Origin of the sequence: Oligoflexus sp., from assembly GCF_035712445.1 — a bacterium.
Taxonomy (GTDB): domain Bacteria; phylum Bdellovibrionota_B; class Oligoflexia; order Oligoflexales; family Oligoflexaceae; genus Oligoflexus.
This window is the reverse complement of record NZ_DASTAT010000077.1, coordinates 1-26,027: the sequence shown is the minus strand read 5'-3', so window position 1 is coordinate 26,027 and position 26,027 is coordinate 1. Positions and strand designations below refer to the sequence as shown.

The 26,027-nt window shown below is 53.5% G+C and carries 23 protein-coding genes; 12 read left to right on the top strand and 11 right to left on the bottom strand.

Annotated elements, in window-relative coordinates:
• Positions 1-72: 72 nt before the first annotated feature.
• From VFO10_RS17630 to VFO10_RS17615, 4 genes are all read right to left on the bottom strand, one after another.
• The gene (locus VFO10_RS17630; RefSeq protein WP_325142549.1) at positions 73-414 is read right to left on the bottom strand and encodes a hypothetical protein; all 342 of its coding nucleotides are present in this window, start codon (positions 412-414) and stop codon (positions 73-75) included.
• A complete protein-coding gene (locus VFO10_RS17625) occupies positions 411-1,172 on the bottom strand; it encodes a hypothetical protein (protein ID WP_325142547.1) in 762 nt (253 codons plus the stop codon). The genes VFO10_RS17630 and VFO10_RS17625 overlap by 4 nt, the downstream gene beginning before the upstream one ends.
• Positions 1,173-1,327: 155 nt before the next feature.
• On the bottom strand, positions 1,328-2,371 hold the full coding sequence (locus tag VFO10_RS17620; protein ID WP_325142568.1) for an OmpA family protein: 1,044 nt from the start codon (positions 2,369-2,371) through the stop codon (positions 1,328-1,330).
• Between the two features lie 2 nt (positions 2,372-2,373).
• Positions 2,374-3,156, bottom strand: coding sequence for a hypothetical protein (locus VFO10_RS17615; protein WP_325142545.1), 783 nt, complete (start codon positions 3,154-3,156; stop codon positions 2,374-2,376).
• Positions 3,157-3,332: 176 nt separating this feature from the next.
• On the opposite strand from VFO10_RS17615, the gene VFO10_RS17610 reads away from it, so the two are divergent.
• Positions 3,333-4,382: a glycoside hydrolase family 6 protein gene (locus tag VFO10_RS17610; RefSeq protein WP_325142543.1), complete on the top strand. Its 1,050-nt coding sequence runs from the start codon at positions 3,333-3,335 to the stop codon at positions 4,380-4,382.
• Here the strand turns inward: VFO10_RS17610 and VFO10_RS17605 are convergent.
• Positions 4,379-5,038, bottom strand: coding sequence for a matrixin family metalloprotease (locus tag VFO10_RS17605; protein ID WP_325142542.1), 660 nt, complete (start codon positions 5,036-5,038; stop codon positions 4,379-4,381). The genes VFO10_RS17610 and VFO10_RS17605 overlap by 4 nt on opposite strands.
• 358 nt (positions 5,039-5,396) lie before the next feature.
• On the opposite strand from VFO10_RS17605, the gene lon reads away from it, so the two are divergent.
• Both lon and VFO10_RS17595 read left to right on the top strand, forming a co-directional pair.
• Entirely contained in the window at positions 5,397-7,763 is a 2,367-nt protein-coding gene (gene lon / locus VFO10_RS17600; RefSeq protein ID WP_325142540.1) for an endopeptidase La, read from the top strand.
• Positions 7,764-7,975: 212 nt separating this feature from the next.
• On the top strand, positions 7,976-8,506 hold the full coding sequence (locus VFO10_RS17595) for a hypothetical protein (RefSeq protein ID WP_325142538.1): 531 nt from the start codon (positions 7,976-7,978) through the stop codon (positions 8,504-8,506).
• Positions 8,507-8,583: 77 nt separating this feature from the next.
• Here the strand turns inward: VFO10_RS17595 and VFO10_RS17590 are convergent, their stop codons facing one another.
• From VFO10_RS17590 to VFO10_RS17570, 5 genes are all read right to left on the bottom strand, one after another.
• The gene (locus tag VFO10_RS17590) at positions 8,584-9,351 is read right to left on the bottom strand and encodes a hypothetical protein (protein WP_325142536.1); all 768 of its coding nucleotides are present in this window, start codon (positions 9,349-9,351) and stop codon (positions 8,584-8,586) included.
• Positions 9,352-9,369: 18 nt separating this feature from the next.
• A complete protein-coding gene (locus VFO10_RS17585; protein WP_325142534.1) occupies positions 9,370-11,904 on the bottom strand; it encodes a DNRLRE domain-containing protein in 2,535 nt (844 codons plus the stop codon).
• A 241-nt stretch (positions 11,905-12,145) separates the two neighbouring features.
• Entirely contained in the window at positions 12,146-12,457 is a 312-nt protein-coding gene (locus VFO10_RS17580) for a Rieske (2Fe-2S) protein (RefSeq protein WP_325142531.1), read from the bottom strand.
• Positions 12,454-12,900: an iron-sulfur cluster assembly scaffold protein gene (locus VFO10_RS17575; RefSeq protein ID WP_325142529.1), complete on the bottom strand. Its 447-nt coding sequence runs from the start codon at positions 12,898-12,900 to the stop codon at positions 12,454-12,456. Before VFO10_RS17575 ends, VFO10_RS17580 begins: the two co-directional genes overlap by 4 nt.
• Before the next feature lie 10 nt (positions 12,901-12,910).
• Positions 12,911-14,104: a SufS family cysteine desulfurase gene (locus VFO10_RS17570; protein WP_325142527.1), complete on the bottom strand. Its 1,194-nt coding sequence runs from the start codon at positions 14,102-14,104 to the stop codon at positions 12,911-12,913.
• Between the two features lie 1,122 nt (positions 14,105-15,226).
• On the opposite strand from VFO10_RS17570, the gene VFO10_RS17565 reads away from it, so the two are divergent.
• The 5 genes from VFO10_RS17565 (at position 15,227) to VFO10_RS17545 (ending at position 18,630) form a co-directional block, all read left to right on the top strand.
• The gene (locus VFO10_RS17565; protein ID WP_325142525.1) at positions 15,227-15,523 is read left to right on the top strand and encodes a cytochrome c biogenesis CcdA family protein; all 297 of its coding nucleotides are present in this window, start codon (positions 15,227-15,229) and stop codon (positions 15,521-15,523) included.
• 82 nt (positions 15,524-15,605) lie between these two features.
• Positions 15,606-16,247, top strand: coding sequence for a c-type cytochrome (locus VFO10_RS17560; protein WP_325142523.1), 642 nt, complete (start codon positions 15,606-15,608; stop codon positions 16,245-16,247).
• 1 nt (position 16,248) lies between these two features.
• Complete coding sequence (locus VFO10_RS17555; RefSeq protein WP_325142521.1) at positions 16,249-17,163, top strand: c-type cytochrome; 915 nt, start codon at positions 16,249-16,251, stop codon at positions 17,161-17,163.
• Between the two features lie 260 nt (positions 17,164-17,423).
• Positions 17,424-17,876, top strand: coding sequence for a hypothetical protein (locus tag VFO10_RS17550; RefSeq protein WP_325142519.1), 453 nt, complete (start codon positions 17,424-17,426; stop codon positions 17,874-17,876).
• A gap of 364 nt (positions 17,877-18,240) precedes the next feature.
• Positions 18,241-18,630, top strand: coding sequence for a PDZ domain-containing protein (locus VFO10_RS17545; protein ID WP_325142517.1), 390 nt, complete (start codon positions 18,241-18,243; stop codon positions 18,628-18,630).
• A gap of 587 nt (positions 18,631-19,217) precedes the next feature.
• On the opposite strand, the gene VFO10_RS17540 is transcribed toward VFO10_RS17545, so the two are convergent.
• Positions 19,218-19,907, bottom strand: a complete 690-nt coding sequence (locus tag VFO10_RS17540) for a sterol desaturase family protein (protein WP_325142515.1) — start codon at positions 19,905-19,907, stop codon at positions 19,218-19,220.
• A gap of 229 nt (positions 19,908-20,136) precedes the next feature.
• On the opposite strand from VFO10_RS17540, the gene VFO10_RS17535 reads away from it, so the two are divergent.
• The 4 genes from VFO10_RS17535 to VFO10_RS17520 all read left to right on the top strand — a co-directional run.
• Complete coding sequence (locus VFO10_RS17535) at positions 20,137-20,808, top strand: DUF4360 domain-containing protein (RefSeq protein WP_325142513.1); 672 nt, start codon at positions 20,137-20,139, stop codon at positions 20,806-20,808.
• Between the two features lie 118 nt (positions 20,809-20,926).
• The gene (locus VFO10_RS17530; RefSeq protein WP_325142511.1) at positions 20,927-22,123 is read left to right on the top strand and encodes a M48 family metalloprotease; all 1,197 of its coding nucleotides are present in this window, start codon (positions 20,927-20,929) and stop codon (positions 22,121-22,123) included.
• A 56-nt stretch (positions 22,124-22,179) separates the two neighbouring features.
• Positions 22,180-23,628 (top strand): hypothetical protein, encoded by a 1,449-nt coding sequence (locus tag VFO10_RS17525; protein WP_325142509.1) that lies wholly within the window; start codon positions 22,180-22,182, stop codon positions 23,626-23,628.
• Positions 23,629-23,713: 85 nt separating this feature from the next.
• On the top strand, positions 23,714-26,027 hold a 2,314-nt coding region (locus VFO10_RS17520), incomplete at its 3' end, for a 7TM diverse intracellular signaling domain-containing protein (RefSeq protein WP_325142507.1).

Below are 26,027 nucleotides of genomic sequence, written 5' to 3'. Positions count from 1 at the left end.
AGAAACGAAAGGGGGAATGCAAGGGGAAGGCCAGGATAAAAAAAAGAGCCCGGAGTGGGCTCTGTTTTTTCATCAGCGGATGGGGTCGGTGACGAGCGGCAGTATTTCAAATTCGCTATCTTCCGAAAAATAGCGATCCTCATAACGCCAGGCCCGCTTTTTATCCCAGCCGGGAATCGGCGCCAAAGGCTGAAGACTGAGCCGCGCCCGGAGACGGCGGAACTGATCGTAACCCAGATAGTAAGGGGCCCAGGGACGGTGGGGTGCCCGACTCACTTCCAGCGTGGTGCTCAGATCAGGGGCATCAGGTTCCTTATCCAGGGTCCCTGTCTCGCCGCCGCGACCATAGCCCGTGACAGCCGAACAAAGGCCGACGCATAGAGTCAGTTTCGAAAGTGTGTGCCCGAGTTTCATTCCTGATCCCCAATCAAAGTGTGGCGGTCATAGGTTCCAATCATGATGTCAAAGAAAAATGGTATCGTTCCGGTTTCGCTGTCCTTGGTCTGCTCGATGTTTTTCAGAAGCTCGCCGCTCATGGCCACCATGCGCGCCAGGGCTTCCTTGGTCACCGACTCCGACATATGTCCAATCCGGGCGTACTGAGTTCCCACCATGCTGCGCGGGAAATAATGCAGGTCTTTTTGTATTTGATGCTGAATGTCATCCAGATCCATCAGGCGGAAGCCGTTGCCATGAACGCGCAGAATCTCCCGTTCTTCGATGATCAAACCGGCGTCTATCATCTCTTCCAGAGCCAGGATGCCCCGCTCTCCGGTCAGGCGCTGCACATCATCCCGCGTGGTTCCGGCGGTCGTCAGAGCCAACTTGATGATGAAATTGTGGGGATCCATGTAACGGAACTTCTTGAGCATGGCCACTGATCCGTCGTCGTCGAGTCCTTGTTCGGGATACTCCGCAACGACTTTGGCCAGCGCCGGATAGTGGTCACGGATAAAACTCATCCGATCCTCGCGGAGCATGACCCGATCAATCAATTTAAAAATGGTTTCATCTTTGATGTCGTTGACTTCGGCCTGCAAAATGCGGCGCAGAGTTGCGTAAGGAACCCCGGTTCGCATCGACAGGGCTTTGATACTGACACGCGGAAAGCGCTCAAAGTATCGTTTAACAGCCGTTTGCACCGCTTCGAATTTGGGTGACATTTCTCTCATGGCCGGAACACCTCCCGCTCGGTCGCAATTGTCGCATTTGGTCCTTTCCTATCCCAAAATTGCCAAATACACAAATAGTAATTAAATCCAACTATTGGCCTTGGATAAAGCTTTGATTTCAATTGGTTATGGAGCATAAAAGCAAGGCGGGTGAATTATTCTCCGAAATACTTCTGACGGAGACGCTTAATTTCCGCGCTGACCTGGTTGCGACCCTCGCGACTGTTGATGGTAAAGACAATCACAACGCGGCGGTTGAGGGCGAGGATTTCGGGTGAGTCGCCGTCTTTCAAAGGCCGGGTCGGACCGAAGCCCTGGGCCTGCACACGGTCTTTGCTGTTGCCTTGATCCAGGATGACACGACGCACGGCATCGGCGCGGTCCTGGGAGAGCTTCATATTGTAATCGAATTTTCCCTTTTTATCGGTGTGACCTTCGACGGTCATGCTCTGCCAGTGCTCAGGATGCTGCTTCAGGAATTGTCCGAGTTCCTTCAGGAAGGTGGCGGCTGGTTCCTGGAGTTCGGATTTTCCGCTGGGAAAATTGATGACCTTGTCCGCCAGCACTTCTTCAAAACGCTCCCCTTCCTTCGGAGCAGGCGCCGAAGGAGGCGTTTCCGTCACGGGCCAGCTGCGGCCCAGGGCAAAACCCGCCGCCAGAAAATAAACCCGACGCTTCGGAACATTCATGTCCGTCGTCAGGCTTAAATCGACTCTTTGCATCCACGCGGATTGCGCATCGGTTTTCAACACCACCTGGGGACCCAGAAAGATTTTGCTCTGACTGCTGTCCTTATCCTGACTGAAAGAGAGCGAGGACCCAAAAAGATTCCGCACCAAAAGTCCGGCTTCCAGATGCCCATCCCACAGGCGGTAGCGGGCCGCAAGATGAGCCGAGCCAGCTCGCGTTTCAATGCGCAGATTTCTTTGCTCACGAACGATATCAGGATCTTCGGTGGGAAAATCGCGTTCGCCATCACTGTAAACGCGGCTGTAAAAAAAACCAGCGCCTAAACCCAGTGTCCACGCGTCGGTGGTGGTTTCCGCGCTGGCGTCCAAAAAGAGGTGATAACCGTTCTTCGAGGTTTGACCGGATCCATCCGGCACGATGTGCGTATAGCCGCCCGAGGCTCCCATCCAGACCTGGGGCGCGCCCAAAGCTGGAAGGGAAACGAGCATCAGAAGAGTGAGGATCCGCACATTCAAGGTTTCACATCCGCCGGAACATAATGCATGGTCACAGGAATCTTGATATCCGTATGGCGACAATCGGAATCATCGTTATCGCCGGTCGTTACCCACGAAAAATTCAAAACGTCTTCATTCTGAAGGAGCGTCGCCAGATTCGCGGCGAGTTCCGCGCTGATACTCAGCTCGATCGAGCCTGTGGTATCAGTCGGGGGCAGCTGGCATTCGCTCAAGCCATCGTCACCGCCCACGCAGTAGAGTCCGCGCTCATCGAATTGATTATAGACCTGATTCCGGAGCGACTCCCAGCTAAAAGTGCTAAAGATGCCGTCCTTCGGAAAATATTCGGTGTAATCCTTGGTCGCCATCAGCACGCGGTTTTCGACCAGAAAAAACATCTCATCATCATAGTGCATGCTGCTGTCGGTCGGTTCGATGGAAAAGCCGCAGAGCCTTGCGCCCTTCGGCAGGGTGATGCTTTGATTCTGTTGCAGATAGGCCCGGATGAAGCCATCCTTCCGCGAAAGATTATCCCCGTTTGCAAATCTGCAGGTCGTGCCGGCGGCGATTTCCGGGAAGTGCAGGATTTCTTTTTGATGCTGCACGGCGGCCGTCGAGCACGGATTCACCTCGGCATTGGCGCTGTCGGGAACCCCGACTTCGATATTGGATGAAGCGGGACCTCCGGCATTCAGCTCCGCACCTGTTGCCATTTTTTCACGGGTTTCATAGTTGACCGTTTCACCACAGGCGGTCAGAAGTCCCGGCAAAAGGCTTAATAAGGTCGCGTGTCGCATGTCATTCCTCCAAAGGCCTGAAAAAATTCAGACCAAAAGTTTTATCGGTGCCCCCCTCGTTGAATTCAGAGGGGTGGGTAAGAGTCGAGGATCTCCGGGTGAAAGCCCAAGGAATATTTCCCGTAAGAATTTGCTAACATGGAAGGAATGCGGGTCCATACGGAAAGGAAAGATTCATGACAAGGCTAGTCTTCCAGCTCGGAATTCTTTTGAGTCTCTTCAGCTGCGAGACGATCGACGAAAGACCCATGACGCCGGCCGCAGTCCCGGCTCCCGAAAGCGCGGAAACCGCCCCTCCAAGCGCTGCCGCTGCCGTGCAGCCCTCCCCTTCGCCCAAGGCTCCCGAAGAAATCGGTAGCCGCCGCTTTTATGTGAATCCCAAGAGTGAGGCTGCAAAAGCCGCGGCCAGGCTGAAAGACACGCAGCCGCGGGAGGCCGGCTGGCTTCAGCAGCTCGCCGCGGAACCGACCGCGGTCTGGTTCACAGCGAAAACCACCGAGCCCGAAGCGGAGGCCTCGCGTCTTGCTCAGGCCGTAGCGGGCTCAACCGTTTATGCTGTCGCTGTCATCCAGGCTTTGCCGAAGCAGGACTGCATGCGTTATGAAACGCCGGGTCTCGCTCCCGCCGCCTATCGCACCTGGATCGAAAGTCTGGTCCGCGGCCTTGGGGAAACACCGATCTACTGGATTTTGGAACCGGAGGCCTTGCTTCTGACCGCCTGCCTAAAAGCTGAGGCTCTTACCGAACGCTGGAACCTGATCGCCGAGACGATTCTCGTTCTGAAGAAAAATCCCAGGGCCCTGGTCTTTGTGGATATCGGATACCCAGGCTGGCTTTCCGTCCGCGAAGCTGTCGACCGCCTGATGAAAGCGGGCGTTATGGCTGCGGACGGCTTTGCGCTCAATGTCGGCCAGTATTATGCCACGGAAGACTGCATTGCCTATGGTCAGGAAATTTCGGGACGGTTAGGTGGGAAAGCTTTTGTTCTGGATACATCGCGGAATGGAAAGGGAGCATTAAGTCGCGAGGCCTGGTGCAATCCAAAAAATCGAGCCATCGGCGAAACGCCTCAGGCTCCAACAGGAATCAAGGGATTGGAGGCATACTTGTGGCTCAAAGAGCCTGGAGTATCGGACGGAACCTGCAACGGGGGACCCGCTGCCGGTGTATGGTGGGAGGCGAGGGCTATCGAACTGATGCGCAACGCCTTATACCCTGGGAATTAACGAACGTGACCGTGTCCTTCCGAGGGAGCAAAGTCATCGTCATGCCAGTGACGCGGACGGGACAGGTCGATGTTCGGATCATTCAGAAATTCACGGATGGTTCGGAAGTAAGCGCTATAATCGACGGCTTGTGAACCTTTTTCCGCGATGCTGGGGAACATCACGCTTTCTTGATCCGAAGCATGGTCCATCTGCATACCGTGGCCGACTTCATGCGCGAAAAGATGGAAAAGATGCTTATAAGCGTCTGAATCAGGATCCTGGATGTAGGCAGCCTTGCTCATAAAGTTATCCAGGTCGAAGATCAGATCCATTCCATACTCAATAGTCGTCGTTTGGCTTTGACGGAATGCACCGGATACGGACTGCTTCTGCAAAGTTGTCCACTGACCCAGGCCCAATTTACGCCCGTCATTGACCAGGCCTTTGCGGAAATGAATCTGCGAAGTGCTGTCTTCTTTATGATCGACGACACTCAGGGCTTCAAAACCCAATTGGCGGTTGTAATCGGCGACCAGGATTTGGACCGAATACTTGAGCGAAGGTTGATCGGTTTCAACATAGAAGCGGAAGCTTTTGACTTCCTCAAGATGAGATTCACGACAGGCGAAAGCAGAAAATGAGAAAAGCATAAACGTCAGTAGGCGCTTCAGCATGGAAAACCTCAACAGCTTAGAGAGCAACAGGAGCAACATAGAGAGCGGGAGTTTGATCTCCCAAGCGCATTTCGTTAGAAGCAATCCCCGTACCATGGCATAACAGCCGATCTCGCCGCCGCGCCCCGCAAAATAATGCAATGAAATTATAATGTTGTGATTCAGCTTTCCAAAGTATGGGCCCTGCTGTCGTTGGGTCCTTTGAGCATGCGTCTAAAACTTATACAAAGAGACGGGCTTTGGTTTTTTTACGCGTACCTTGACAAATTTCCTTTAGACTCCATCTTTGGAAGAAGGCTTTCTTGATCCCTGCGCGATCGACAAGGCTCAATTGGATGCGCAGCACCTGGGGTGGTCTATGACGGAATTTTCGAATCGCTGGGTTCCAGCCATGGTGTCCTCACAATTTGTGCTTTTCCCGAGCACAGCCATGCCGGTTACGGTAACCGACGAAAAAAACCTCGCCGCTTTGCGCGAAATGAAAGCGCGTGGATTGAAAAATATTCACGTCGTGACGCGCAAGGACGCCGAGAAATCCATTTCGATGGAGACAGTCTACACAACCAGCTGCCTCGCCGAAGTGGAGTACATCAAAGGGAATGAAAACGAGGAGGTGCAGCTTATCGTCCGTGGCCTGGAACGCCACCACATCGAAGACATTTCCTACGAACATGATGCCTGGCTGGTGCGTACCCTTCCGGTCGTCGTCGATCATGATATCGACACGGGGACGGTCCAAACCTATCTGAATAGCATCAAAGAACTTTCGGACAAGATTATTGCCTTTTTGCCTGGCAATATGAAACAGGTCGGCGACATGCTGCGGGCGATTGATGATCCCGAGCTGCTCGTGAACCTGATAGCCCCCCATCTGGAAGTGGATGTGGCGGTCAAGGCTCAACTTCTGAGCGAGACTTCGCTGAACAGCCGCCTGATGCTGCTCCTGGAGACCATGCAGGATCTGCGTCAGAGTTTGGAAATCCGCGCCGAGATCGGCCGCAAGGTTTCCCATAAATTCAATAAGCAGCATCGGGATGCGATGCTCCGCCAGCAGATGCGCGTGATCCAGGAGGAACTGGGTGAAGGGGGTATGGCCAAGAACAGCTATACCAAGCGCATTGAAGATCATGCGGACATGCCGGATGACGTGAAAAAGGTCGCCCTGGAGGAGGCGCAAAGGCTCGCCGGTTTGGAACGCAATTCGCCCGAAGCCCCGGGCATGCAGAACTACCTCGACCTTTTGCTGAGTCTGCCTTGGAAGCCAGGCGCGAAACAGGAAATAGATCTGAACAAGGCCCGCGATATCCTGAACCGTCATCACTATGGTTTGGATAAGGTGAAGGACCGAATCGTTCAGCATCTGGCGGTTCTGAAGCTGAAAGAAAATTTCCGTGGGTCGATCCTGCTTTTGGTCGGACCTCCGGGTGTCGGTAAAACCAGCTTGGGCCGCAGCATCGCGGAATCCATGGGCCGCGACTTCGTGCGCGCGAGCCTCGGCGGTGTGCGGGATGAAGCGGAAATCCGTGGTCATCGCCGGACCTATATCGGTTCGCGCCCGGGCCGCATTATCCAGGCTCTGAAACAATGCAAGCAGAACAATCCCGTGTTCCTGCTCGACGAGATCGACAAGCTCTCGCAGAGTTACAACGGGGATCCGGCGGCGGCGCTTTTGGAAGTGCTCGATCCGGAGCAAAACAATAGTTTCCGTGACCACTTCATGGAAGTTCCCTATGACCTTTCGCAGGTGATGTTTGTCGCGACTGCGAATAGTCTGGAATCCATACCGGGTCCATTGCGCGATCGTATGGAAGTGATTTCGATCGCGGGTTATACGACGGCCGAGAAGCTGCACATTGCCAAGCAGCATCTGTGGCCCGAGCAGTTGGAAGCGCATGGCGTGAAGCCCACCCAGCTGACGCTGGCGGATGAGACTCTTCTGCGTCTGATATCGCATTATACCCGTGAAGCGGGTGTGCGGGAGTTGAAGCGGAAGCTCGCAGCTTTGATTCGTGGTTCAACAGAAGCCATCATCCAAAGTGAAGGCGGCATCTGTTTGAAGGCGAGTGATCTGGAGCGGCTGCTGGGTCCTGAGCCCTTCACCCTGGAGCTGGCGGAAACCCATATGCCGGCTGGTGTGGTGACAGGACTTGCGTGGACGCCGATGGGCGGGGATATTCTTTTCATCGAAGCCAAGGCCATGCCGGGCAAGGGTCAGCTGACTCTGACCGGACAGATGGGCGAGGTGATGAAAGAATCGGTCCAGATCGCGATGACCCATGTGCGTTCGCTCTTGCCGAGCCTGAAAACGCAGCATGATTATGAGAAAACGGATGTGCACGTTCACGTTCCGGCCGGGGCGATTCCCAAGGATGGACCTTCCGCGGGTGTGACCATGCTGACCTCACTGGCTTCGCTGTTCTCGCAGCGGCCCGTGAGTCCGAGTCTCGCGATGACGGGTGAGATCACCCTGCGCGGCGCGGTGACAGCGGTGGGCGGCATCAAGGAAAAAGTTCTTGCGGCGCACCGGGCTGGGATCAAGAAGATCCTGATGTCCGAACGCAACCGCAAGGACATCCAGGATGTGCCGACGGAAGTGCGTGATGAATTGGAATTTATCTTTGTCAGTCGTGTTGAAGAGGTGCTGAAGCATGCTCTTGGGCTCGACCTTGACGAGAAACAAGGTACGGCTCCTGAACAAGAATCAGGACGGGTTGCCAGACTGTGATGTGAGTCCCATACTCCGACTTTGCCTGCCCTCGCGCGCCAGCGCGGGGGCTTTTTTGTGCCCACCCTGACGTAAGCCCCTTACACTGCAAATAAAATTACCGCACCTGAACCCGTTCCTTGGTCGAATCCGGATTTTCTTTTCTCTCGTGACGCAAAAGTGATGACGCAACGTTTTCTATTGCGTGACTTGAATATTATCTGGAGATAAGTATGAAAAAGCTCGTTTTTGCCGTTTTGCTTGCCAGCTTCAGCGCCCCGGCGTTTTCCAATGAATGCGGCGGCTGGCAGTGGGTCGTTCCCACCTACCCCCGTATGTATGTTTATCATAATGGTGTCGGTGACAACGATATGGGCGGCAATAATCCGGTGATAGATAGCTCGATTTCCTTTTCCGTTCGCCAAAATAAGATTGTCGCTTCGGGCAGTTTAACCATGCGTGAAGGCAAGTCCGATTGGTCGACGTTCACGGCAACGCGGGCTGACTATACTATTTATGAAGCGGCTCCGAATTGTGTGATTACGGAACTCTATCAAAACCCACCCATGGTCGGGCGTCTCTATGTCCCTGATGCCGGGAAGAATAATCACCGCGCGACGTCGTACCCTGGTTCGGGTTCCATTTCTGAAGCTGTATGCCTCGCGGACACGGACGGCGGGATCGGTGGCGGTTCGGATAGCGGACAGCTTTATTGTGAATATAAATTCAATGGCTTCTGGGCCTGGCTGGCTCCACGGGGATAATGCCCGGTTCGGATCGCCTGTATGAACGGAAAAACCCCGTGGTGAGACGGGGTTTATTATTCGTGAGAGCTATCAGATTATTCTTCGGTTTTGAAACCGAAAGATAAGGGTGTTTTGAGGGGCAGTGTGATGCCTTCGGGGAAGGCGTAGATTGTTGTAAACGCATAAGCATTAATCTGAACCGAACCAAGATAGTCCGTACATGTTCCATCAGGTTTATAGCCTGCTCGAACACTGGCATTACTGACAAGGGCTTCTGTTCCTGTGGCCAAGTAAAAAGTTGTGGGTGATGCCCTCATGATTGTACCGCGCGGGGTAATTTTCTCTGAATAGCAGGTACCGCTGCAATCACTGGCTGTCATCTCGCATGCATACGGACTTGGAGTAACAGCTAACACGCCGCCCGTGGAATGAACGGGAAGAAGGTAATCGCCGGTGTTCAGGTCGATCCTGGCAAACGCACCATTGGTGAAGAGGATAAGACCAAGGCTACCATCCATTAAAACCCCGATGGGCTTGGAGTCGCCATCGTAGACCCAGACACCGGAGTTTGCGGGCGAGCCAGCCGGTCCTGTGTTGCCGCTTTCTCCTTTATCACCCTTTTCGCCTTTTTCCCCTACAATTTCGACAAAAGCATTACCGTTGCATACCAGCATTTTTTGCTGATCTTCCACCCAGTAGACACGTGCAGTCATACTTGATGTGCACTCGGGAAGATCCCCCGAGGTCGCCACAACCGTGCTAATTGAAGAGAGATCGGATTCTGTATTTTCTTTCTTGGCACAGGCATTCAGTAGCCCCGCCATGACCAGGATGGAAGTCAAAAGATGGTTTGCTGCTCTCATCGAATTCTCCTCACATACTTATGGTGTTATCGCGGTCATATTCAACTGAAACCAGGAGCACGATGTCGTGCTCACGCATCCACAAACTCGCCAGCTGGCTGGTAGCCTCGATGAACCTTCCACGTAGAATATCTTTCCTGCGTTCGCGCTGCTGCAATCACCAGCTGATACGTATTTTGTGACGGTCGCATCTTTACCAGCCGGACCCGTATCACCCTTCGCACCTTGTGGACCAACGGGACCTGCAACACCTTGTGGACCCTGAGGACCAGCGGGACCGATTGGACCTGCAACACCTTGCGCACCCGTATCACCCTTCAAGCCTTGTGGACCTGCAGGACCAACATCACCTTTCGGACCTTGTGGACCAACTTCACCTGCAACGCCTTGCGGACCTTGCGCACCGGCATCACCTTTATCGCCTTTGTCACCCTTCAGCCCCTGAGGGCCTGCTTCACCAGCAAGACCTTGAGGACCAGCGGGACCAACATCACCCTTTGGACCTTGCGGACCAACTTCACCAGCAACACCTTGTGGACCAGATGGACCAACATCACCTTTATCGCCTTTGTCACCTTTCAAACCCTGAGGGCCTGCCTCACCAGCAACACCCTGAGGACCAGCGGGACCAACATCACCTTTGGGACCGGCTTCACCTTGCGGACCTTGTGCACCGGCATCACCTTTATCGCCTTTGTCACCCTTCAAACCCTGAGGACCTGCTTCACCGGCAAGACCTTGGGGACCAGCGGGACCAACATCACCCTTTGGACCTTGTGGACCAACTTCACCCGCAACACCCTGAGGGCCTTGCGCACCGGTATCACCTTTGTCACCTTTCAAACCCTGAGGACCTGCTTCACCTGCAAGACCTTGTGGACCAGCGGGACCAACATCACCTTTGGGACCTTGCGCACCAGTGTCACCTTTATCGCCTTTGTCACCCTTCAAACCTTGAGGACCTGCTTCACCAGCAAGACCTTGCGGACCCTGAGGGCCGGCAGGACCAACATCACCTTTGGGACCGGCTTCGCCTTGCGGACCTTGCGCACCGGCATCACCTTTATCGCCCTTGTCACCCTTCAAACCCTGAGGACCTGCCTCACCAGCAACACCCTGAGGACCAGCGGGACCAATATCACCTTTGGGACCTTGCGGACCAACTTCACCAGCAACACCTTGCGGACCGGTATCACCTTTATCACCCTTCAAACCCTGAGGACCTGCTTCACCAGCAACACCCTGAGGACCAGCAGGACCAACATCACCTTTGGGACCGGCATCACCTTTATCGCCCTTGTCACCTTTCAAGCCCTGCGGACCAATTTCACCGGCAACACCCTGGAGACCTTGGGGACCAACTTCACCCTTGTCACCCTTCAGACCTTGCGGACCGATGTCGCCTTTATCTCCCTTCTCACCTTTCAAACCTTGCGGACCCTGAGGACCAGCCTCACCCGCAAGACCTTGCGTACCTTGAGGACCAGCAGGACCAACTTCACCCTTGTCGCCCTTGTCCCCTTTATCACCTTTCAAACCCTGGGGACCGGTCGCACCGATCTCACCCTTCGGACCTTGAGGACCCGCATCACCTTTCAAACCCTGAGGACCAACCGCACCAATCTCACCCTTGGGACCTTGAGGACCCACATCACCTTTATCGCCTTTATCCCCCTTCAAACCCTGGGGACCGGTCGCACCCATTTCACCCTTGGGCCCCTGGGGACCCGCATCACCTTTCAAACCCTGCAGACCCTGAGGACCAACAGAACCCGTCGCACCCTTGGGACCGGGCAAACCGATAGGACCCACATCACCTTTGTCACCTTTATCACCCTTGGGACCTTGCGGACCCTGAGGACCTTGCGGACCAGCAGGACCCATAGGCCCTGCAGGACCTTGCGACCCCGAGATGCCTCCCCATCGGAATCCGTGCTTCACCTTCAAGAGAGGAACTTTGGACATTTGCGAAAGGTAAGTACCAGGAGCCAATCCATACTCACTTTCTTCCGCGAATTGCACCGAAACATCATCGCTGGTCACGAAAATCAGACCATAGTTCTTACCCGTGCTGATCGCTTCCTTCACATAGGCCGTGATAGGAACTTCAATCATCTTCTTGTTCGCATTGCCTTCTATCGAGATCGCACCGATCGCGCGCGATTCCCAGTTATAATCATTCAGAAAAGCCCGATCCGCTTCCCAGTTCCAGTTCGGCTTGCGGTAACTCCAAGGCGCTGAAGCCTTGACCACATAGATGGTACCGTCACCCGAATTGTTGTTCGGATAAAGGCCGATCGTCGCCGATTCGATTTCATTCGCGTTGGAGAAGCGGCTCAGATCGAACCACACATAGGTTGCTTTTAATTTATTCTTGGAACCTGTGATCTGAAGTTTGGTGCCTTCAGGCATCACCTTGCCGTTTTCAACTTCGACAGTAAGAGCCTTGCTTGCGGGTTCCAGCTGGATGAAGGAGGTGGCCAAAGCTGTTGAGCTTACGAACATGGCCGTGGCCGTAACAACAGTTTTGGTGAAGTTATGCAGAGACTTCATAACGCCCCTTTCCATCGAATTGAATGGCTTGCCTCATCCTCTAATGAGTCGAAAGGGGTCAAAAGCCTTTTCGGCCTTACCTATACGAAGCTGAATGGCCGGCGTTTTTCTCCACGAGATTCGAAGGATAAGTAGGACTTATTCCTGGACGACGGCTCACTTCAATTATTACTTTGGATAGCGAACGAAGATGATTGGCTTATTTCAAGCGACAGGAAAAGAGGCAGCTGACCCATATCAATTAAAGGTAAAGCTCCACCTGCCCCGCGCTCAATCTTGTGGGAATGTTCTGAAGCGGGGACGTTGCAGGAAAGCAGAGTTCCTTCCCGTCATGGCAATCAAACGCCGCCCCATGCGCGTGACAGATCAAAACTCCCTGCTGAATCTCACCGAATTCCGAGAGTTTTATCTCCTGATGGGAACATAGATCGACAAAGGCCGTGACCTCGTCCCCGCGTCGAATCAAAATATAATCCTCTGCAGCATGCGAGAAAGGAATGATAACATTCTCGGGCATATCCTTCAGGGCTCCGACCGCAATCCATTCACTCATGAAGTTGCCCCTGCCTCAGACCATTGCCCTAAAATCTTCTCCAGCGCCTGCCACGGTAAACGCACGCAACGCGACCTGACCGGATAATCACGAAGCCCATCAAAGATCTGCCAGACGCTGTCCGCATTCGGATCCACACCCTCGCGGCTGACTCGTTGAAAATGCTCCAGACAGTCCCGTGCCGCGTCCAGCGACACACTCTGCAAAAGCGTGGTCATCAGCGAGGCGCTGGCAATGCAAAGCGAGCAGCCAGCCCCCGTGAACTGAAAGCTCCCGCTCCCCGGTTCTGCCCCTTCCGTCAGGTACAGTTCAACGTGATCGCCACAGGTTCGATTGTGCTCCTCGGCTGCAAAACGCACGCTCTCTGGCTTGCCGAAAAAACGAGGCTTCTTATAGTGATCAATGATGATCGCTTTAAATTCCGGGTCCTGAGATTTTTTCATCCACGCGTGCTCAAGCGAAAAGTTTTTCCGCTTTGTGCAGGGCAGCCACGAAGCGGTCGATGTCGTTCTCATCATTGTAAAGGAAAGGCGCGACCCGAGCCGTGGCGGGCACACCGAATATCTCCATCAAAGGCTGGGCGCAGTGATGCCCGGCGCGGATGCAAACCTGATCTGTGTCGCAGATCGCAGCCAGATCATGCGGGTGAATGAATTCATGCGCCATGGTCACAAGCCCGATCCAATCCGGGCCCGGCTCGATCATCAGATTCATCTTGGGAAAGCTGCGTTTGATCTCATCCACCAGCATCTGACCCAAAGCCCTGTCATGCGCCAGGGTCTTGCCCAGGTCGAGGCCCTTCACAAATTCAAAGGCCGCACCCAGCCCCACAGCGCCTGCAATATTCGGCGTTCCGGCTTCAAATTTGCTCGGGAGCGAATTCCATGTCGAACCATTCAAGGTCACTTTTTCAATCATATCGCCTCCGCCTTGATAAGGCGGCATGCGATCCAGGAGGCTTTTCCGGCCGTAAAGAACACCAATGCCCGTGGGACCAAAAACCTTGTGCCCGCTGAAGGCATAAAAATCACAGTCCAAAACCCGAACATCCACCGGCAGATGGGCGATGCCCTGGGCTCCATCGACAAGCGTCGCGGCCCCAACCGACTTCGCCAAGGCGATCAGATCGTGCACGGGATGCTCAATTCCGAGCACATTCGAAATATGCGCAAAGGCCATGATTTTCGTGCGGCTGTTCACCATGCGGGCCGCTTCCTGCATATCCAGGCGGCGGTCCTTATTCAGCGGAATAAACCGCACCTTGGCTCCGTGCCTTTCGGCTACGATCTGCCAGGGTACGATGTTGGAATGATGTTCCGCCACAGTCAGAAGGATTTCATCTCCAGGCTGCAGAAGGAGCTGGCCGAGCGATTGCGCGACCAGGTTGATGGCTTCGGTCGTGCCACGGGTGAAAATGGTTTCTTCGATCGTGGCGTTCAGCGCGGAGGCAATATAAGCCCGCGATCCTTCAAAGACCCGCGTGGCCGTTTCGGACAGTTCGTAAACACCGCGATGAACGTTGGCGTTTTCTTCCGTATAATAACGATTCATCCGATCAATAACGATCTGAGGCTTTTGACTGGTCGCGGCGCTGTCCAGGTACACGAGCCCTGGATGAGCGGCGAATATGGGAAATTCTGCTCTCAAAATGCTGCATCCTCTATGTGATCGGGCGGCAAGGCCAGATCGGTATTGGGACTGAGATCCCTGATTTATCGAAGGAATCCAGCTGTCGCAAGCAAAATATGGGTTTTCTATTTGCGACACAAAAACTCAATATTTACAATTGTATACATTCTTTCGAAGCCATTTGCGACCAAATGCGACCAGCTAGCTAATTTCCTACTCCACTCCACCTATCATGCGCCACAGTTGCTAATGCGCTTTTCTTTCGCTGTGCATAGGTTTCGATAGAGTTTCGCAACGTGTTGCCGAGCAGCTGTCCGGCTATGCCGTAATCACCGTTGGTCGAGTCAAAGATTTGTCTGCACCATCCATGGCGTAAAACATGCGTGGCCTTGTCTGGCAGACTAGCCTTTTCAAACGCCTTATTATACCTGTCATAGACAGTATGGTATCTAAAAAAATCTCCAGTACTATTGGGAAAAACCACCGTTTTTACCTCCATCTCCATGCAATCTCTTCAAGACGTTGAACGTAGGAGGAAACATTGGCAACCCCTTTATCCCGCCACACGAGTCTGAGTTTTTAAATCCAGGTTCGACTTTGGGAAGTGCAACTTTTTCGACCGTATAAACAGCGTGCTGACTAATCAGCAGTCGCGATTCTTTCGGATTTGACCAGTCAAAAGTGACATTAGAATAATCCAGCGCAGCAATTTCTGGAAATCCTTAAAACCCGATAATACTGGCACGCATCCAAGTCAGAAAGAACTATCCCATCAGGCAATGTCACAAGTTGAGAAGAAAGAGACGGAATTTTGTTTCCGTGAGATCCTGTTCACATACACCTTTTTTTCCTCCGGATTGTCGGTCCGTTTGATCAGCTGCTCGCGTATGCGTTTCCAGGACCACATGCCGACCCGGGCATAGAGCGCCGAATACGGTGCGCAGCTTCATCGAGAATGCCGGTGGCCAAACCGAGGGTTATCAGGGCTCCGAGAATATTTCGCCTAAACTAGGGATTTTGACAGCTGCCGAGTCGCCTGGAAGCGTCCACATCTCTTGGAGCAGCCCATACTGCGACCACACCTGATCTGCTAAATCGGTCGCACGAAACGCGATTTTCCCGTTGAACCTTCAAGGGCGAATGCTTGCGGAGATAGTCGGCAAGTGCCGAGTGGGCCGAACCCTTGACAATGCGCGCATTCTTTACGTTTTTAATGCGGCAGATCGATTCTTCGGGTTGAGCTGGACGCCTTGCGTGGGAACAATCTTGGGCGGGGTACTGACCTATGTGGCAAGCCAGGGGCGTTCGTTGGCCGAAGGAACTCTTCTGCTCGGAACATTCTCCCTGGGTATTGTGCTTCCCCTTCTGATAGTCGCCATCGTCACCGATGTCTTCCTTCCCCGGCTTCGCGCTTTCAGTCGCTACGGCCTGGTTTGAGACCTGTGGTGTGGCTCCGCCAGCCAGCCTCAGTTGCATTTGGGAAAGGGACATGTACTGATGATTGATTGGGAGGAACTCTGTGAAACTTTTCAAATATCTCATCGTCGGCTTTGCCATTCTAAAACCCACAGCCTTTTTTGCAAACGAACGTGAGCAGGATGGTTCAACCATTGTGCGGCAGGGGAATGGCAAAGGCTTGACTCCCTGCGCTCCCTGTCATGGGGAAAAAGGAGAGGGCAAGCTCAACGAAGGTTTTCCGCAGCTTGCCGGCTTGCCAGCTGCATATCTCAAAACGCAGATCGCAAATTTTCGCAGTGGAGTCCGGATGAATCCGGTGATGCAACCTATCGCTCAGATGATGGATGAGGTGGATACAGACCTCACAGCCGCTTTTCTGGCGAATCAGGAGGCCAAACCTCTCGAAGGGTTCAAGGCGTCAACCGATGAGCTGGGAGCAAAAATTGCGACAGTCGGGCTTTGGAATAAAGGGATTCCTGCCTGCTTTTCCTGCCATGGGCCGAACGGCCTTGGCGTTGGCTCCACGTTCCCCCGTATTGTCTGGCAGCCTCAAACTTATATCGTGGCGCAAATTACGGCCTGGAAAAACAATACCCGCAAAGGGGATCCCAACGGATTAATGAAAGTGATTGCCGATAAACTTACCGACGCCGAGATTAAAAGCGTCGCCAACTATCTTGGATCGGTGAAAGGAAAGCCATAATATGAAAGGCATAGTCCTCTATCCAATGCTGAGCCTGTCACTGCTGGCTTCGGCTTTTGCGGCAGAGTCCCGTCCTGTCCCGGTCACAAGCCCAGGCGCGACCCCGGGTCCCGTCTTTATCTTTGAAGCGCCTGATGACAAGGACATTCCCGCTGGGGAGTTCGGTCGCATGGTGCGTCGTGGTCAGGATATTTTTATGAATACAGCAAAAGAATTGCCAGACAATGTGGGGAATTCTCTGCGCTGCGTGAACTGTCACCTGGATCGGGGACGTCTGGCAAATTCCGCTCCCCTCTGGGCAGCCTATCCCATGTACCCGGCCTATCGAAAGAAAACGAATAAGGTGGATACGATCGAAGAGAGAATTCAAGGCTGCTTCCAATTCAGCATGAACGGAAAGGCCCCCGCTCTGGACAGCGAGGCCATGAAGGCTCTGGTGACCTATAACTACTGGCTATCCAAAGGAGCGCCCACCGGCATGGAGTTGCCAGGCCGCGGTTACCCGGAGCTGCCGAAGCCATCACGCCGTCCTTCTCCTGAAAACGGCAAGAACCTTTATACCCATCACTGCTCTATATGCCACGGTCCCGATGGTCAGGGGCAGATGACAAGGGGTGAGATGGTGTTTCCTCCACTTTGGGGTGCCCAATCTTACAATTGGGGAGCCGGCATGCATCGGGTCAACACCGCAGCATCTTTCATCAAGCACAACATGCCACTCGGCAAAGGCAACACGATAAGCAATGAGGATGCCTGGGACCTCGCGGCCTTTGTGAACTCACACGAACGGCCTCAAGATCCGCGTTTTAAGGGCAATCTTGAAGAGACGGACAAGGTATTTCATGATGAAAACTGCCTTTATGGGGAGCGGGTGAATCATGTGAAGCTTGGCAGTCGACCTGCAAATCCTGATTGAGGCTCTGGAGCAGGCACGCGATAGATAGGGGCTGGTCTATTTGATCTTCCAACGAGGACGAGGTGAGTCGCGTTTTGGCGCATGGAACAAGTGGCTGTCGCCCGCTGCGTTTTTCCCCAGATTCGGGTTCGCGGCACCAAGATCCTGCTTCCGGCTGTTAGTTTCCCATTTAGGGATGGCTAGTCTTTGTGGCGCATTAAAAATATGCAATATTGCAGCGCGTAGAACGTCCACGGAAGGAACCCTTTGAAGGACCAACCATGCTGAAGAAAACTATTTTTGTGATGCTAACGGCCAGCTTGATGTGCGCCTATACCTGCTCCGGGAAAAAGCGTGAGACCCCTGCCCTGGATCATTCACAGCTTGTCGTGCATACCAGCGGGCTCAAAGGAGCTGAAGCTGCAAGTAAACTTTGCAATCCTGGTCACCTTGGAGTCTATCCGGAAGAAGCTTCTTTCAATATACCCCCTTGGACTGGTGAATTCTTCGTTTCGGGTCAGGATACGGCAGACAAACTCAACTCGCTCAAGAATGGTCCCACACGCATATATTTGGGCCAGTGCCTGCGCTATGCCTCAGATAAACTACTGAAGGACCAGGAGAAGGGGGATATGGAAGGATTGGGCCTTGCATCGCAGGCCTTCGAATATTATCTGGCAGTGTTGGACCTGGCCGTAGCGAAGCAGGAAGAAATGCTGAAATCCGGAAACTAAGACTGTCTGTCCCGACTCCTCACTTTTCAGAAGTCCCCATTTGTCGAGATAAAGTTCGACCACTTCCGTGGGTGAGCTTCACCTTGGGAGCATGGACATCCTCCCGCAAGAGAATGACATCGATGTTTCAACCTGAACATCGACCAACCGACGAGATTGCTGTCATGCGGCACATGCCTCAAAAAAGCCTTAACCAAGGATCATCAAATGTCTGATTATACCGTAATGTTTGCCGCTATTCTTCTTATGCCGTTGGTCGCTCAGATCGCTACCGAGCTATCAAGAATCCGAAAAGTCCTGGAAAGGCAGTGTAGTCTGGATAAAAAAGATTCAGACAAAAAAAACGCGGAGGCTTAGAAATAGGATGAGGCACCATCTCCAACCTGCTCAGCTTGCAGTGATCATTCTGTACTCAGCACTAACATTGACCATGACGTTCTCCTATTCATTGGCAAGCTTTGCTGACACAGCTCAAAAGCCAAAGGCCCTCATGGACGCCAAGGCGGAGCCCAACTTTGAGAACAGCGAGATCAAAGGATTTCGTATTACCCGCATTCGAGAAAACTCGATCTATGCCAAAGCAGGACTTGTGAACAATGATATCATCGAATCAATCAACGGCAAGGCACTACAAAATGCTGAATCAGTCGTCGAACTCTTGAAGACTCTAAAAAGCGACGCTACTGTCACCCTTAAGATCTTAAGGGGTGGTGCAGAAATCGAATTGACCTTGGAGCCTCAAAAGGCTCAATAATTTAAACAACTATTCTTTAGTGACATTGCTATAACTGCTAACGCTGCTTCTAATAGCGCCCTGAGGGCCACAAGAATTACCGCGCCAGTCCATTTCAGATTGAACAGCAACTTTATCCCAGGCATCACTCACCATGATAGGACGAAGACAAGACGAGAAAGACATAAAATGCCATCCAGATGAGCTTGATACGACCAGCGCCTGTAACACAGCTAGCGGGGAAATCGATATCATGAAGATGATCGAACGCCCTGAGGTAGCGACCACCGGAAAATACCGGGTAATCCAAAGGAAAAACTTGATGCAGGTTTTACATGATGCCCTCACAAATCTCCAAATGGAGCGTCGGGGTCTGCTTTGTCGATATTGCAAGGCTCCGGGTTCCCGGAGATAGAAGGACCTAATCCTCTGTTTCCACCAAAAAGCCAACTATCAACTGCGATATCTCCTTCCAGAAAAATTTCAAACTCTAATCTTGAAACTTTAAGAAAATATTCTCACGACTTCCGTGTAAAGCATGGGAATCATGAATTACACGCTTCGGCGCTCCTCCCCCGGGTTGGATGGAGCCGCCTTACTGGCTGTCACTACAGGTCTGCTGTGGCCCTGCGTGGGGCTGGCGCGGGTCTGATGGCCGTCCTGAAAACGAAGTCCCAGAGCGGGTAAACCACACCAAAGTTATGGCTCGCCATGAAGCGCGGATCATGATGCAGCCGGTGGAATTCCCGCTGATAACGCATCCAGCCGAAGCGCATCACCCAATGATCCTCGGGCAGATGCGAGCAAAAATGCACCAGCTCATAAAGTAAAAAGTAAACCGCACCCATACCCGCCGCGAGGTAACCGGCATTCAGGCCCAGCAGCAGATAAAAAAGACCAAAGAGCAAAGGAGCGCCCACGGTGATGTAACCCACGATCGCGAAAGGCGGAAACAGCATGATGTGAAAATCCCGGGAATCCCGCCAGGTCACGCAGGCGTCCGTAAAGAAGCGGTGATGCTGCAGCGCATGGATCTTGAAGGTAAACGGCGCAACAAAGTGCAGCGGCCTATGCAAAGGATATTTGTGAATCACGAAAACGACCAGCTCACCGAGCAGGAGCATGAGGGGAACGAGGAGCAGCTCGCTCCATGCTGGATTTTGCACGCGGCTGAATAAAAGAACGGCAGTGACGGAAAGACTCGTCATCGTGAAGGTTAAATGCAGCGGCCCTGAGTAGACGTGTGGAATGACCTTGTCCCGATAATACTGCCGATACTGTTCCAGTTGATAACTCATGCGTTCCCCTTTTTGGAAAATTTTTCCTGTTCACTGCGCGGGATCTTAACACGATGGAGGGGATGGCGGCATCTTAGTAAATCTTACGGTCAAAGCCTTGTCCTCTGTTCCTTTGACGACAGAACACAAACCCCATCATCAGAAGCAATTACCTTGAAAAAAAACTCAAGCGTTGGAATATGGAGACAGGAAATTTCTCCACATCAAACTTTCGAAAGAGAGGTTCTTCATGATCGTTGGAACGAGTCGTCTTGCTCTTGCGTTGTCTCTTCTCACGGCTTCTGCTGCTTTCGCTGAAGAAAGACTGCCCGTGAACCCTGTCGATACCATTCCCGTCCTGGCCCCTTCCGAGCCCATCACCATTCAAAAAATTCAATATAACGGCACAGGCTGCCCGCTGGGCACCGTCGCGCAAAACGTGTCGGAAGACAAGCAGGCGTTCACCCTCACGTTCTCCGAATTCATCGCGGAATCCGGCCCTGGAATCAGCCTGACTCAAGGCCGCAAAAACTGTATAGCGACTGTCACCCTCAACATCCCGGCCGGCTGGCAGTATTCGGTCGCGAACTTCTACTACCGCGGCTTCATGCAGCTCGACGAAGGCGTGAAGGCCGAGCACTCGGTGGATTACTCCTTCGAAGGCCAAGGCCGCACCAGCCGCTTCGCTTCGACCATGAGCGGTCCCTATGAAAGCGATTACGTGTATTCCGATAGCGTGGGCCTGGCCACCACCGTCTGGTCGCCCTGCGGTGTCAGCCGTGCGCTGAACCTGAACACAAAAATCCGCGTCGCCAACACCAACAGCGCTTATTATCCTGAAGCTCGCGGTTTCATCACCAACGATTCCATCGACGGCCAGATCACGCAGGTCTTCGGTCTGACCTGGAGACGCTGCTCGTAAGCGGAACCAGTCTTTCTTAAAAAAACCGGGCCAGGACGGACTTTTTTCCGTTCCTGGCCCTCAAGCTTTCTCAAAAAGTGCCGATAACGCGCCCAACTTCTGCTGGAGCGGCCCACTTATGAGAAGAACCACGCGCCTTTTCCTATGCTTATCGAGTCTTCAGCTTCAGATCGCCTGTCAACCCGCGTCCCAGTCCAGTTCGCTCGACCACACCTTCGGTCAAACCACGCGCCCTCGGGCGGCCTTGAAGGCCTGCGAAAAGGGAGATGCAAACGCTCCCGCCATCCTCTATATGCAAACCCTCTTTCAAAAACTGGTCACGTCCAACAGTGGAACTTTTCAGGGCCCCTTGGCTCCTGCGAACTTCTGCCTGCGCCTCGATCAGGACGATGAGATCAACGGCCTCGCCTATATTGAAAATGGTGAAATCCATCTGACCAAGGGCCTTATCATGGCCGTGGACCATGACGCGGATATAGCCGCGGTGCTGGCCCATGAGCTGGCGCATATCACCATGGATCACCGCTATGACCTGGAGCATGAAAAGGTGGTGGCCGGCAGCAAGGTCACCGAACTGAAAGCCGAGCTCGCAAAAAAACAGGATGAATATCGAGAAGGCAAGGCTGCATTCTATCCTGATCTGATCGCGGCTTTGAAAAAGGACCCGACGCTTCTGGATGCGATCGCGGCTTTGAAAGGGGCTGTCTGGCTCAAGTCTATCGTCGCGGACATGCGGAGCCTGCTCACTAAAGTCGGTCCCACCCTGCAGGAAAAAGCCGGGCTTTTGGATGATGTTACAAGCCTTCGGGATCATCTGAAATACGATGATGATGATCGCGCGGTCATGGAGAAAAACGCAACCTGGAACGATATCATACCTATTTTGGATCGCAGCGACCTTGAACTCATGGCTGTTCGCAGCCGTATGAGCGAGTTGAATCAGGCTCTCAGGGACATCCCGCGCGAGGATTTGATTCAGGACGGTCCTGGTGCGGCAAGCAACTGGAAGGAGCAGGAGGCGGATGAGGTTGGTTATGAGTTTTATTTGCGGGCAGGCTTTCGACCGGATCGCTTCACATCCATTCATAATGTTCTGATGGCCCAGAGCCGCAGCGATGGAGAATGCAGCGCGCTGCAAGCAAAGGGCCAGTTGCCTCCACGTGGTGCGGCCAGCCATCCGTCTTCGTGCTGGCGGATCTATAATATCAGCCAAAGGGAAGCCATGGCCCACGCCGAAGCCTACAAGCCCTTTATGAATAACAGTCTCCTTTCGCTCACAGTTGGCGCTTTGGAAGAAGTCAAAAAAGGTTTGTAAAGCGCTGGCCCCCTCCTTCTGCTACATTCCCGCAGAAACCCACAGGAGGCGTCAGCATGAAACTATGGATTCTACTCTGCACCCTGATCCTCGAATCCCTGGCGTGGGCGGGCCCCATGCCAGGCGATTTCGTTGAAGTCCGCGGCACGCAGTTTTATCTTCAGGGCCAGCCCTATCACTTTTTAGGAGCCAATTTTTGGTACGGCATGAATCTCGGGGATGCCAGCGACGCCAAAGCCCAGGCCCGCCTGCGCCGTGAACTCGACCGGCTGAAAGAAATAGGCGTCACCAATCTGCGAATTCTCGCCGGCAGCGAAGGACCGGACGGAGAACCCATTCGCATACGCCCCTCTTTGCAAAACGCGGCCGGCGTCTATAATGAAGCCCTCCTGAAAGGTCTGGATCTCCTGCTCGTGGAACTGCAAAAACGCGAGATGAAGGCGGTGCTGGCCCTCGGCAATTTCTGGGAATGGTCAGGAGGCCTTGGCCAGTATCTCGTCTGGAGCGGTTTCGCTGATCGCATCCCCTACCCGCCACCCCTCGACGGTGACTTTGATTCCTATCAAAAATTCGTGGCCAATTTCTATGCCTATGCCCCGGCGCGCAAGCTCTATGAAGACCATGTCCGCACCCTGGTAAGCCGCACCAATACGCTAACCGGCCTTGCTTATGCCGATGATCCCACGATCATGGCCTGGGAACTCTGCAGTGAGCCGCGCGCCATGAATCAAGCAGCGGCCTTCTACCAATGGATCGATACCAGCTCCACCCTGATCCGAAAACTGGCCCCCAAACAACTGATCACCGTTGGGGCTGAAGGCGACACGCCCCATCCTCAGTATTCGAACAGCGATTACTATATCGACCACGACTTCCGCAACATTGATTACGGAACCATACACATCTGGCCTGAAAACTTTGGCTGGTATGATCCTCTGCAGCCCGAGACGACTTTCTCTTTAGCCTGGGATAAAACGCTTCACTACATCCGCACGCATATCGCCAAAGCCCAGGCCCTTAAAAAACCGATGGTTCTCGAAGAATTCGGCCTGGCGCGCGATCAACGCAGCTATGCCGCGGACAGTCCTGTCAGCTGGCGGGATCAATACTATCGTATGATACTCGATGAAGTTCTGCGGGCCGCACGCAGCGGCGTCCCCTTGAATGCCGCCTATTTCTGGGCCTGGTCGGGTGAAGGTCGGCCGCGCGCACCAGGGGAGCTGTGGCGCGCAGGCGATCCCTGGCTCGGTGATCCACCGCATGAACATCAGGGCTGGTACGGTGTCTATGATAGCGATCACAGCACCCTGGGCATTTTAAAAGAGCACGCGACCCTTATGAGAACCCTGAAGCACCATGAACCCGTATCATGCTCCGATCGCTCACCGAACAAAGATTTTTCCTGTGCGCAGCAGAAGAGTTGGAACAAGTGCGGCGAATCCTGGATGGTCCCAGACGGCAATTGCCTCATGACCTGCGGCGTTTGCTATCCGGGGATTGAATAGGAATAATTGTCTACGGTGTGTTTTGCCTAGGTCGAACTTTTCCAGGTGCATCTGCTAAACTAAGCGTAAGCCTGGAGGTTGCGACTTGAAGCGCTTGGGTTCCCTTCTCAATTGTGTATTCTTGGGACTTCTTTTCCTGCTGCAGCTGCTGCCGGAAGCTGGGGCTGCTGTTCCAGGCGTGGCTCAGTACACCGAGCGCAGCGGACGAGCGGAATTGCTTCTGAAAGGCGAATGGCGTTTTTTCTGGAAGCGGCTGATCACGCCGGATCAGGTGGCTCAGGCCTTGAACGAGCCTCCGGTCTATCTGAAAGTCCCCGGCGGTTGGAATGATTTCAAAGATCCTGCCAGCGGCCGGGAGGTGGGTGGCCTGGGTTATGCGACCTATCTGATCGAAGCGCAGGGGCTGACGAAGATACCCGACCTCGCATTCTATATGCCCTTCGCATCCAGCAGCTATAGACTCTGGATCCTGGATGCGAAAAATCCCAGCCGCATTATCCTGACCATGGAAAACGGTGTGGTCGGCACCAGCGAAGAAACCAGTATACCGCAGCAGGACGCCCGCTATGCAAGGCTGCCGACGGATCCATCCGTTGATACCGTTTATGTTCTGATTCAGGTGGCGAACTTCCATTGGATCCAGGGCGGGCTCTTCTTCGACGCAGGATTCTCCGAGTTTTCCTACCTGCAGCGTGACCAGGAACGCAATAAGATCATCAACCTGCTCCTCCTGGGTATCGTCGTCATCATCGGACTCTACAATCTAAGCCTTTTCCTGCATCGCCGCACGGATTACGGCAGCCTTTATCTCGGCATATTCTGTTTCGCCCTCGCCTTTCAGTACGTGCGCCATGTTCCCAATCTTTTAACATTCCTGCATGAACCCACGAGCTTTTACTTTTGGCTCCATCGCAGCGCTTACTTCGTGGCCGGTCCTGTCATGGCCGCGTCCCTGAACAGCTTTGTTCGAGCCAACTTTCCGAAGCAGTCCTGGCGATCCTTCGAAATCTTCTGCTGGGCCTACGCGGCTCTGCTTGTCTTTCCCTTGGTATTCATGCAAACCAGCATGCCGATCCTGGTGTTCCGCGTTTTTCAGATGGGCTGGGTCCTCAGCTTCGGCATTCTCATTCAAGTCACCCGCGCCTGGCGTCAGAAGGAAGAAGCCGCCTTTCTTTCTCTGCTGGGTTCCGCCATGCTCCTCGCGGCCTTTACCCATGACGCCACCATACTTATGAAGATACGAGAAGGCACCATGGTGCTTCCCTATGGTGTGGCTCTCTTTGTTCTGATGCAATCACAGATCGTGGCCCTGCGTTTCACGAAAGCCTTTCATCAATCGGAACGACTCGGCCGTGAACTGCAGAAAGAAGTCGAGCGTCAGACCCGGGATATCAAATCCATACTGAAGCATATCAAACAGGGTATTTTCACCCTGGTGCCTCCCTTCAAGCAGGCAGGTGACCAGTATTCCGATCATCTGGTCCACTTGCTCGGCAAGGAAGACATCACAGGTCAAACCCTGGATCAGCTGCTCTTGAAACAATCCAATCTGAATGCGGACAGCAGGAGCCAGATCGAAGCCGCCCTGGATGCCACCCTGGGTGAAAGCACTCTGGCCTATGAGATGAATGAAGACAGCTTTGTCAAAGAGCTGAGCTTTCAAAAAACTCCCGAAGGGGACAAGAGCATCTTCGAAGTCGACTGGAATCCCATCGTCAATAAAGAAGCTCAGGTCGAGAAAATCCTCGTCAGCCTGCGCGACGTCACCGAAGTTCGCCGTCTTAAAACCGTTGCTGAACAAAGGGAGGAGGACATACGCATCCTGATCGAACTCGTGCAAATCCCCGAAGAGAAGTTCCAGCGTTTTCTGTCCAAGACCAAGGAATACATTGCCGAAAACCGGGATATCATCCTGAATAAATCCGAGCCCCGCTCGGAAGTCATCCGCCGGCTCTTCATGAATATGCACACCATCAAAGGCGCCGCCCGCACCTACTCCTTAAAATCCATATCGAGCTCGGCGCATGATGTCGAGCAGTATTATGCGGCGCTCCAGCGGGATGAAGTGGAATGGAATGATGGAAAACTGATGGCGGATCTGGATGAAGTACATCGCATCCTGCAGCACTATCAGCTGGTCGGTGAAGAGCGCCTGGGCTGGAACAGTTCGGAAAAGCTGGTCAAGATCTCACGCGCGAAACTGGAGCAGACCCTTTATTTCCTGCAGACCATTCCCCCTGCATCCGTGAGTCCGCAGCAGGAGCAGACCCTGAAAGCCATGACCGATAAGCTCGGAGACCTCTGCTTCGATTCCCTTGCGGTGCTGATCGAAGAGGCTTCGCGCGGCCTGGATTCGATCGCGCGCGATCTGAAAAAGTCGACGCCGATTATCGCCGTTC

Excerpts from the sequence above, each read along its gene's own strand:
- VFO10_RS17630 (WP_325142549.1), bottom strand. The coding sequence starts at position 414 with ATGAAACTCGGGCACACACTTTCGAAACTGACTCTATGCGTCGGCCTT.
- VFO10_RS17625 (WP_325142547.1), bottom strand. The coding sequence starts at position 1,172 with ATGAGAGAAATGTCACCCAAATTCGAAGCGGTGCAAACGGCTGTTAAA.
- VFO10_RS17615 (WP_325142545.1), bottom strand. The coding sequence starts at position 3,156 with ATGCGACACGCGACCTTATTAAGCCTTTTGCCGGGACTTCTGACCGCC.
- VFO10_RS17610 (WP_325142543.1), top strand. The coding sequence starts at position 3,333 with ATGACAAGGCTAGTCTTCCAGCTCGGAATTCTTTTGAGTCTCTTCAGC.
- VFO10_RS17605 (WP_325142542.1), bottom strand. The coding sequence starts at position 5,038 with ATGCTGAAGCGCCTACTGACGTTTATGCTTTTCTCATTTTCTGCTTTC.
- lon (WP_325142540.1), top strand. The coding sequence starts at position 5,397 with ATGACGGAATTTTCGAATCGCTGGGTTCCAGCCATGGTGTCCTCACAA.
- VFO10_RS17595 (WP_325142538.1), top strand. The coding sequence starts at position 7,976 with ATGAAAAAGCTCGTTTTTGCCGTTTTGCTTGCCAGCTTCAGCGCCCCG.
- VFO10_RS17590 (WP_325142536.1), bottom strand. The coding sequence starts at position 9,351 with ATGAGAGCAGCAAACCATCTTTTGACTTCCATCCTGGTCATGGCGGGG.
- VFO10_RS17585 (WP_325142534.1), bottom strand. The coding sequence starts at position 11,904 with ATGAAGTCTCTGCATAACTTCACCAAAACTGTTGTTACGGCCACGGCC.
- VFO10_RS17580 (WP_325142531.1), bottom strand. The coding sequence starts at position 12,457 with ATGAGTGAATGGATTGCGGTCGGAGCCCTGAAGGATATGCCCGAGAAT.
- VFO10_RS17575 (WP_325142529.1), bottom strand. The coding sequence starts at position 12,900 with ATGAAAAAATCTCAGGACCCGGAATTTAAAGCGATCATCATTGATCAC.
- VFO10_RS17565 (WP_325142525.1), top strand. The coding sequence starts at position 15,227 with ATGCTTGCGGAGATAGTCGGCAAGTGCCGAGTGGGCCGAACCCTTGAC.
- VFO10_RS17555 (WP_325142521.1), top strand. The coding sequence starts at position 16,249 with ATGAAAGGCATAGTCCTCTATCCAATGCTGAGCCTGTCACTGCTGGCT.
- VFO10_RS17550 (WP_325142519.1), top strand. The coding sequence starts at position 17,424 with ATGCTGAAGAAAACTATTTTTGTGATGCTAACGGCCAGCTTGATGTGC.
- VFO10_RS17545 (WP_325142517.1), top strand. The coding sequence starts at position 18,241 with ATGAGGCACCATCTCCAACCTGCTCAGCTTGCAGTGATCATTCTGTAC.
- VFO10_RS17540 (WP_325142515.1), bottom strand. The coding sequence starts at position 19,907 with ATGAGTTATCAACTGGAACAGTATCGGCAGTATTATCGGGACAAGGTC.
- VFO10_RS17535 (WP_325142513.1), top strand. The coding sequence starts at position 20,137 with ATGATCGTTGGAACGAGTCGTCTTGCTCTTGCGTTGTCTCTTCTCACG.
- VFO10_RS17530 (WP_325142511.1), top strand. The coding sequence starts at position 20,927 with ATGAGAAGAACCACGCGCCTTTTCCTATGCTTATCGAGTCTTCAGCTT.
- VFO10_RS17525 (WP_325142509.1), top strand. The coding sequence starts at position 22,180 with ATGAAACTATGGATTCTACTCTGCACCCTGATCCTCGAATCCCTGGCG.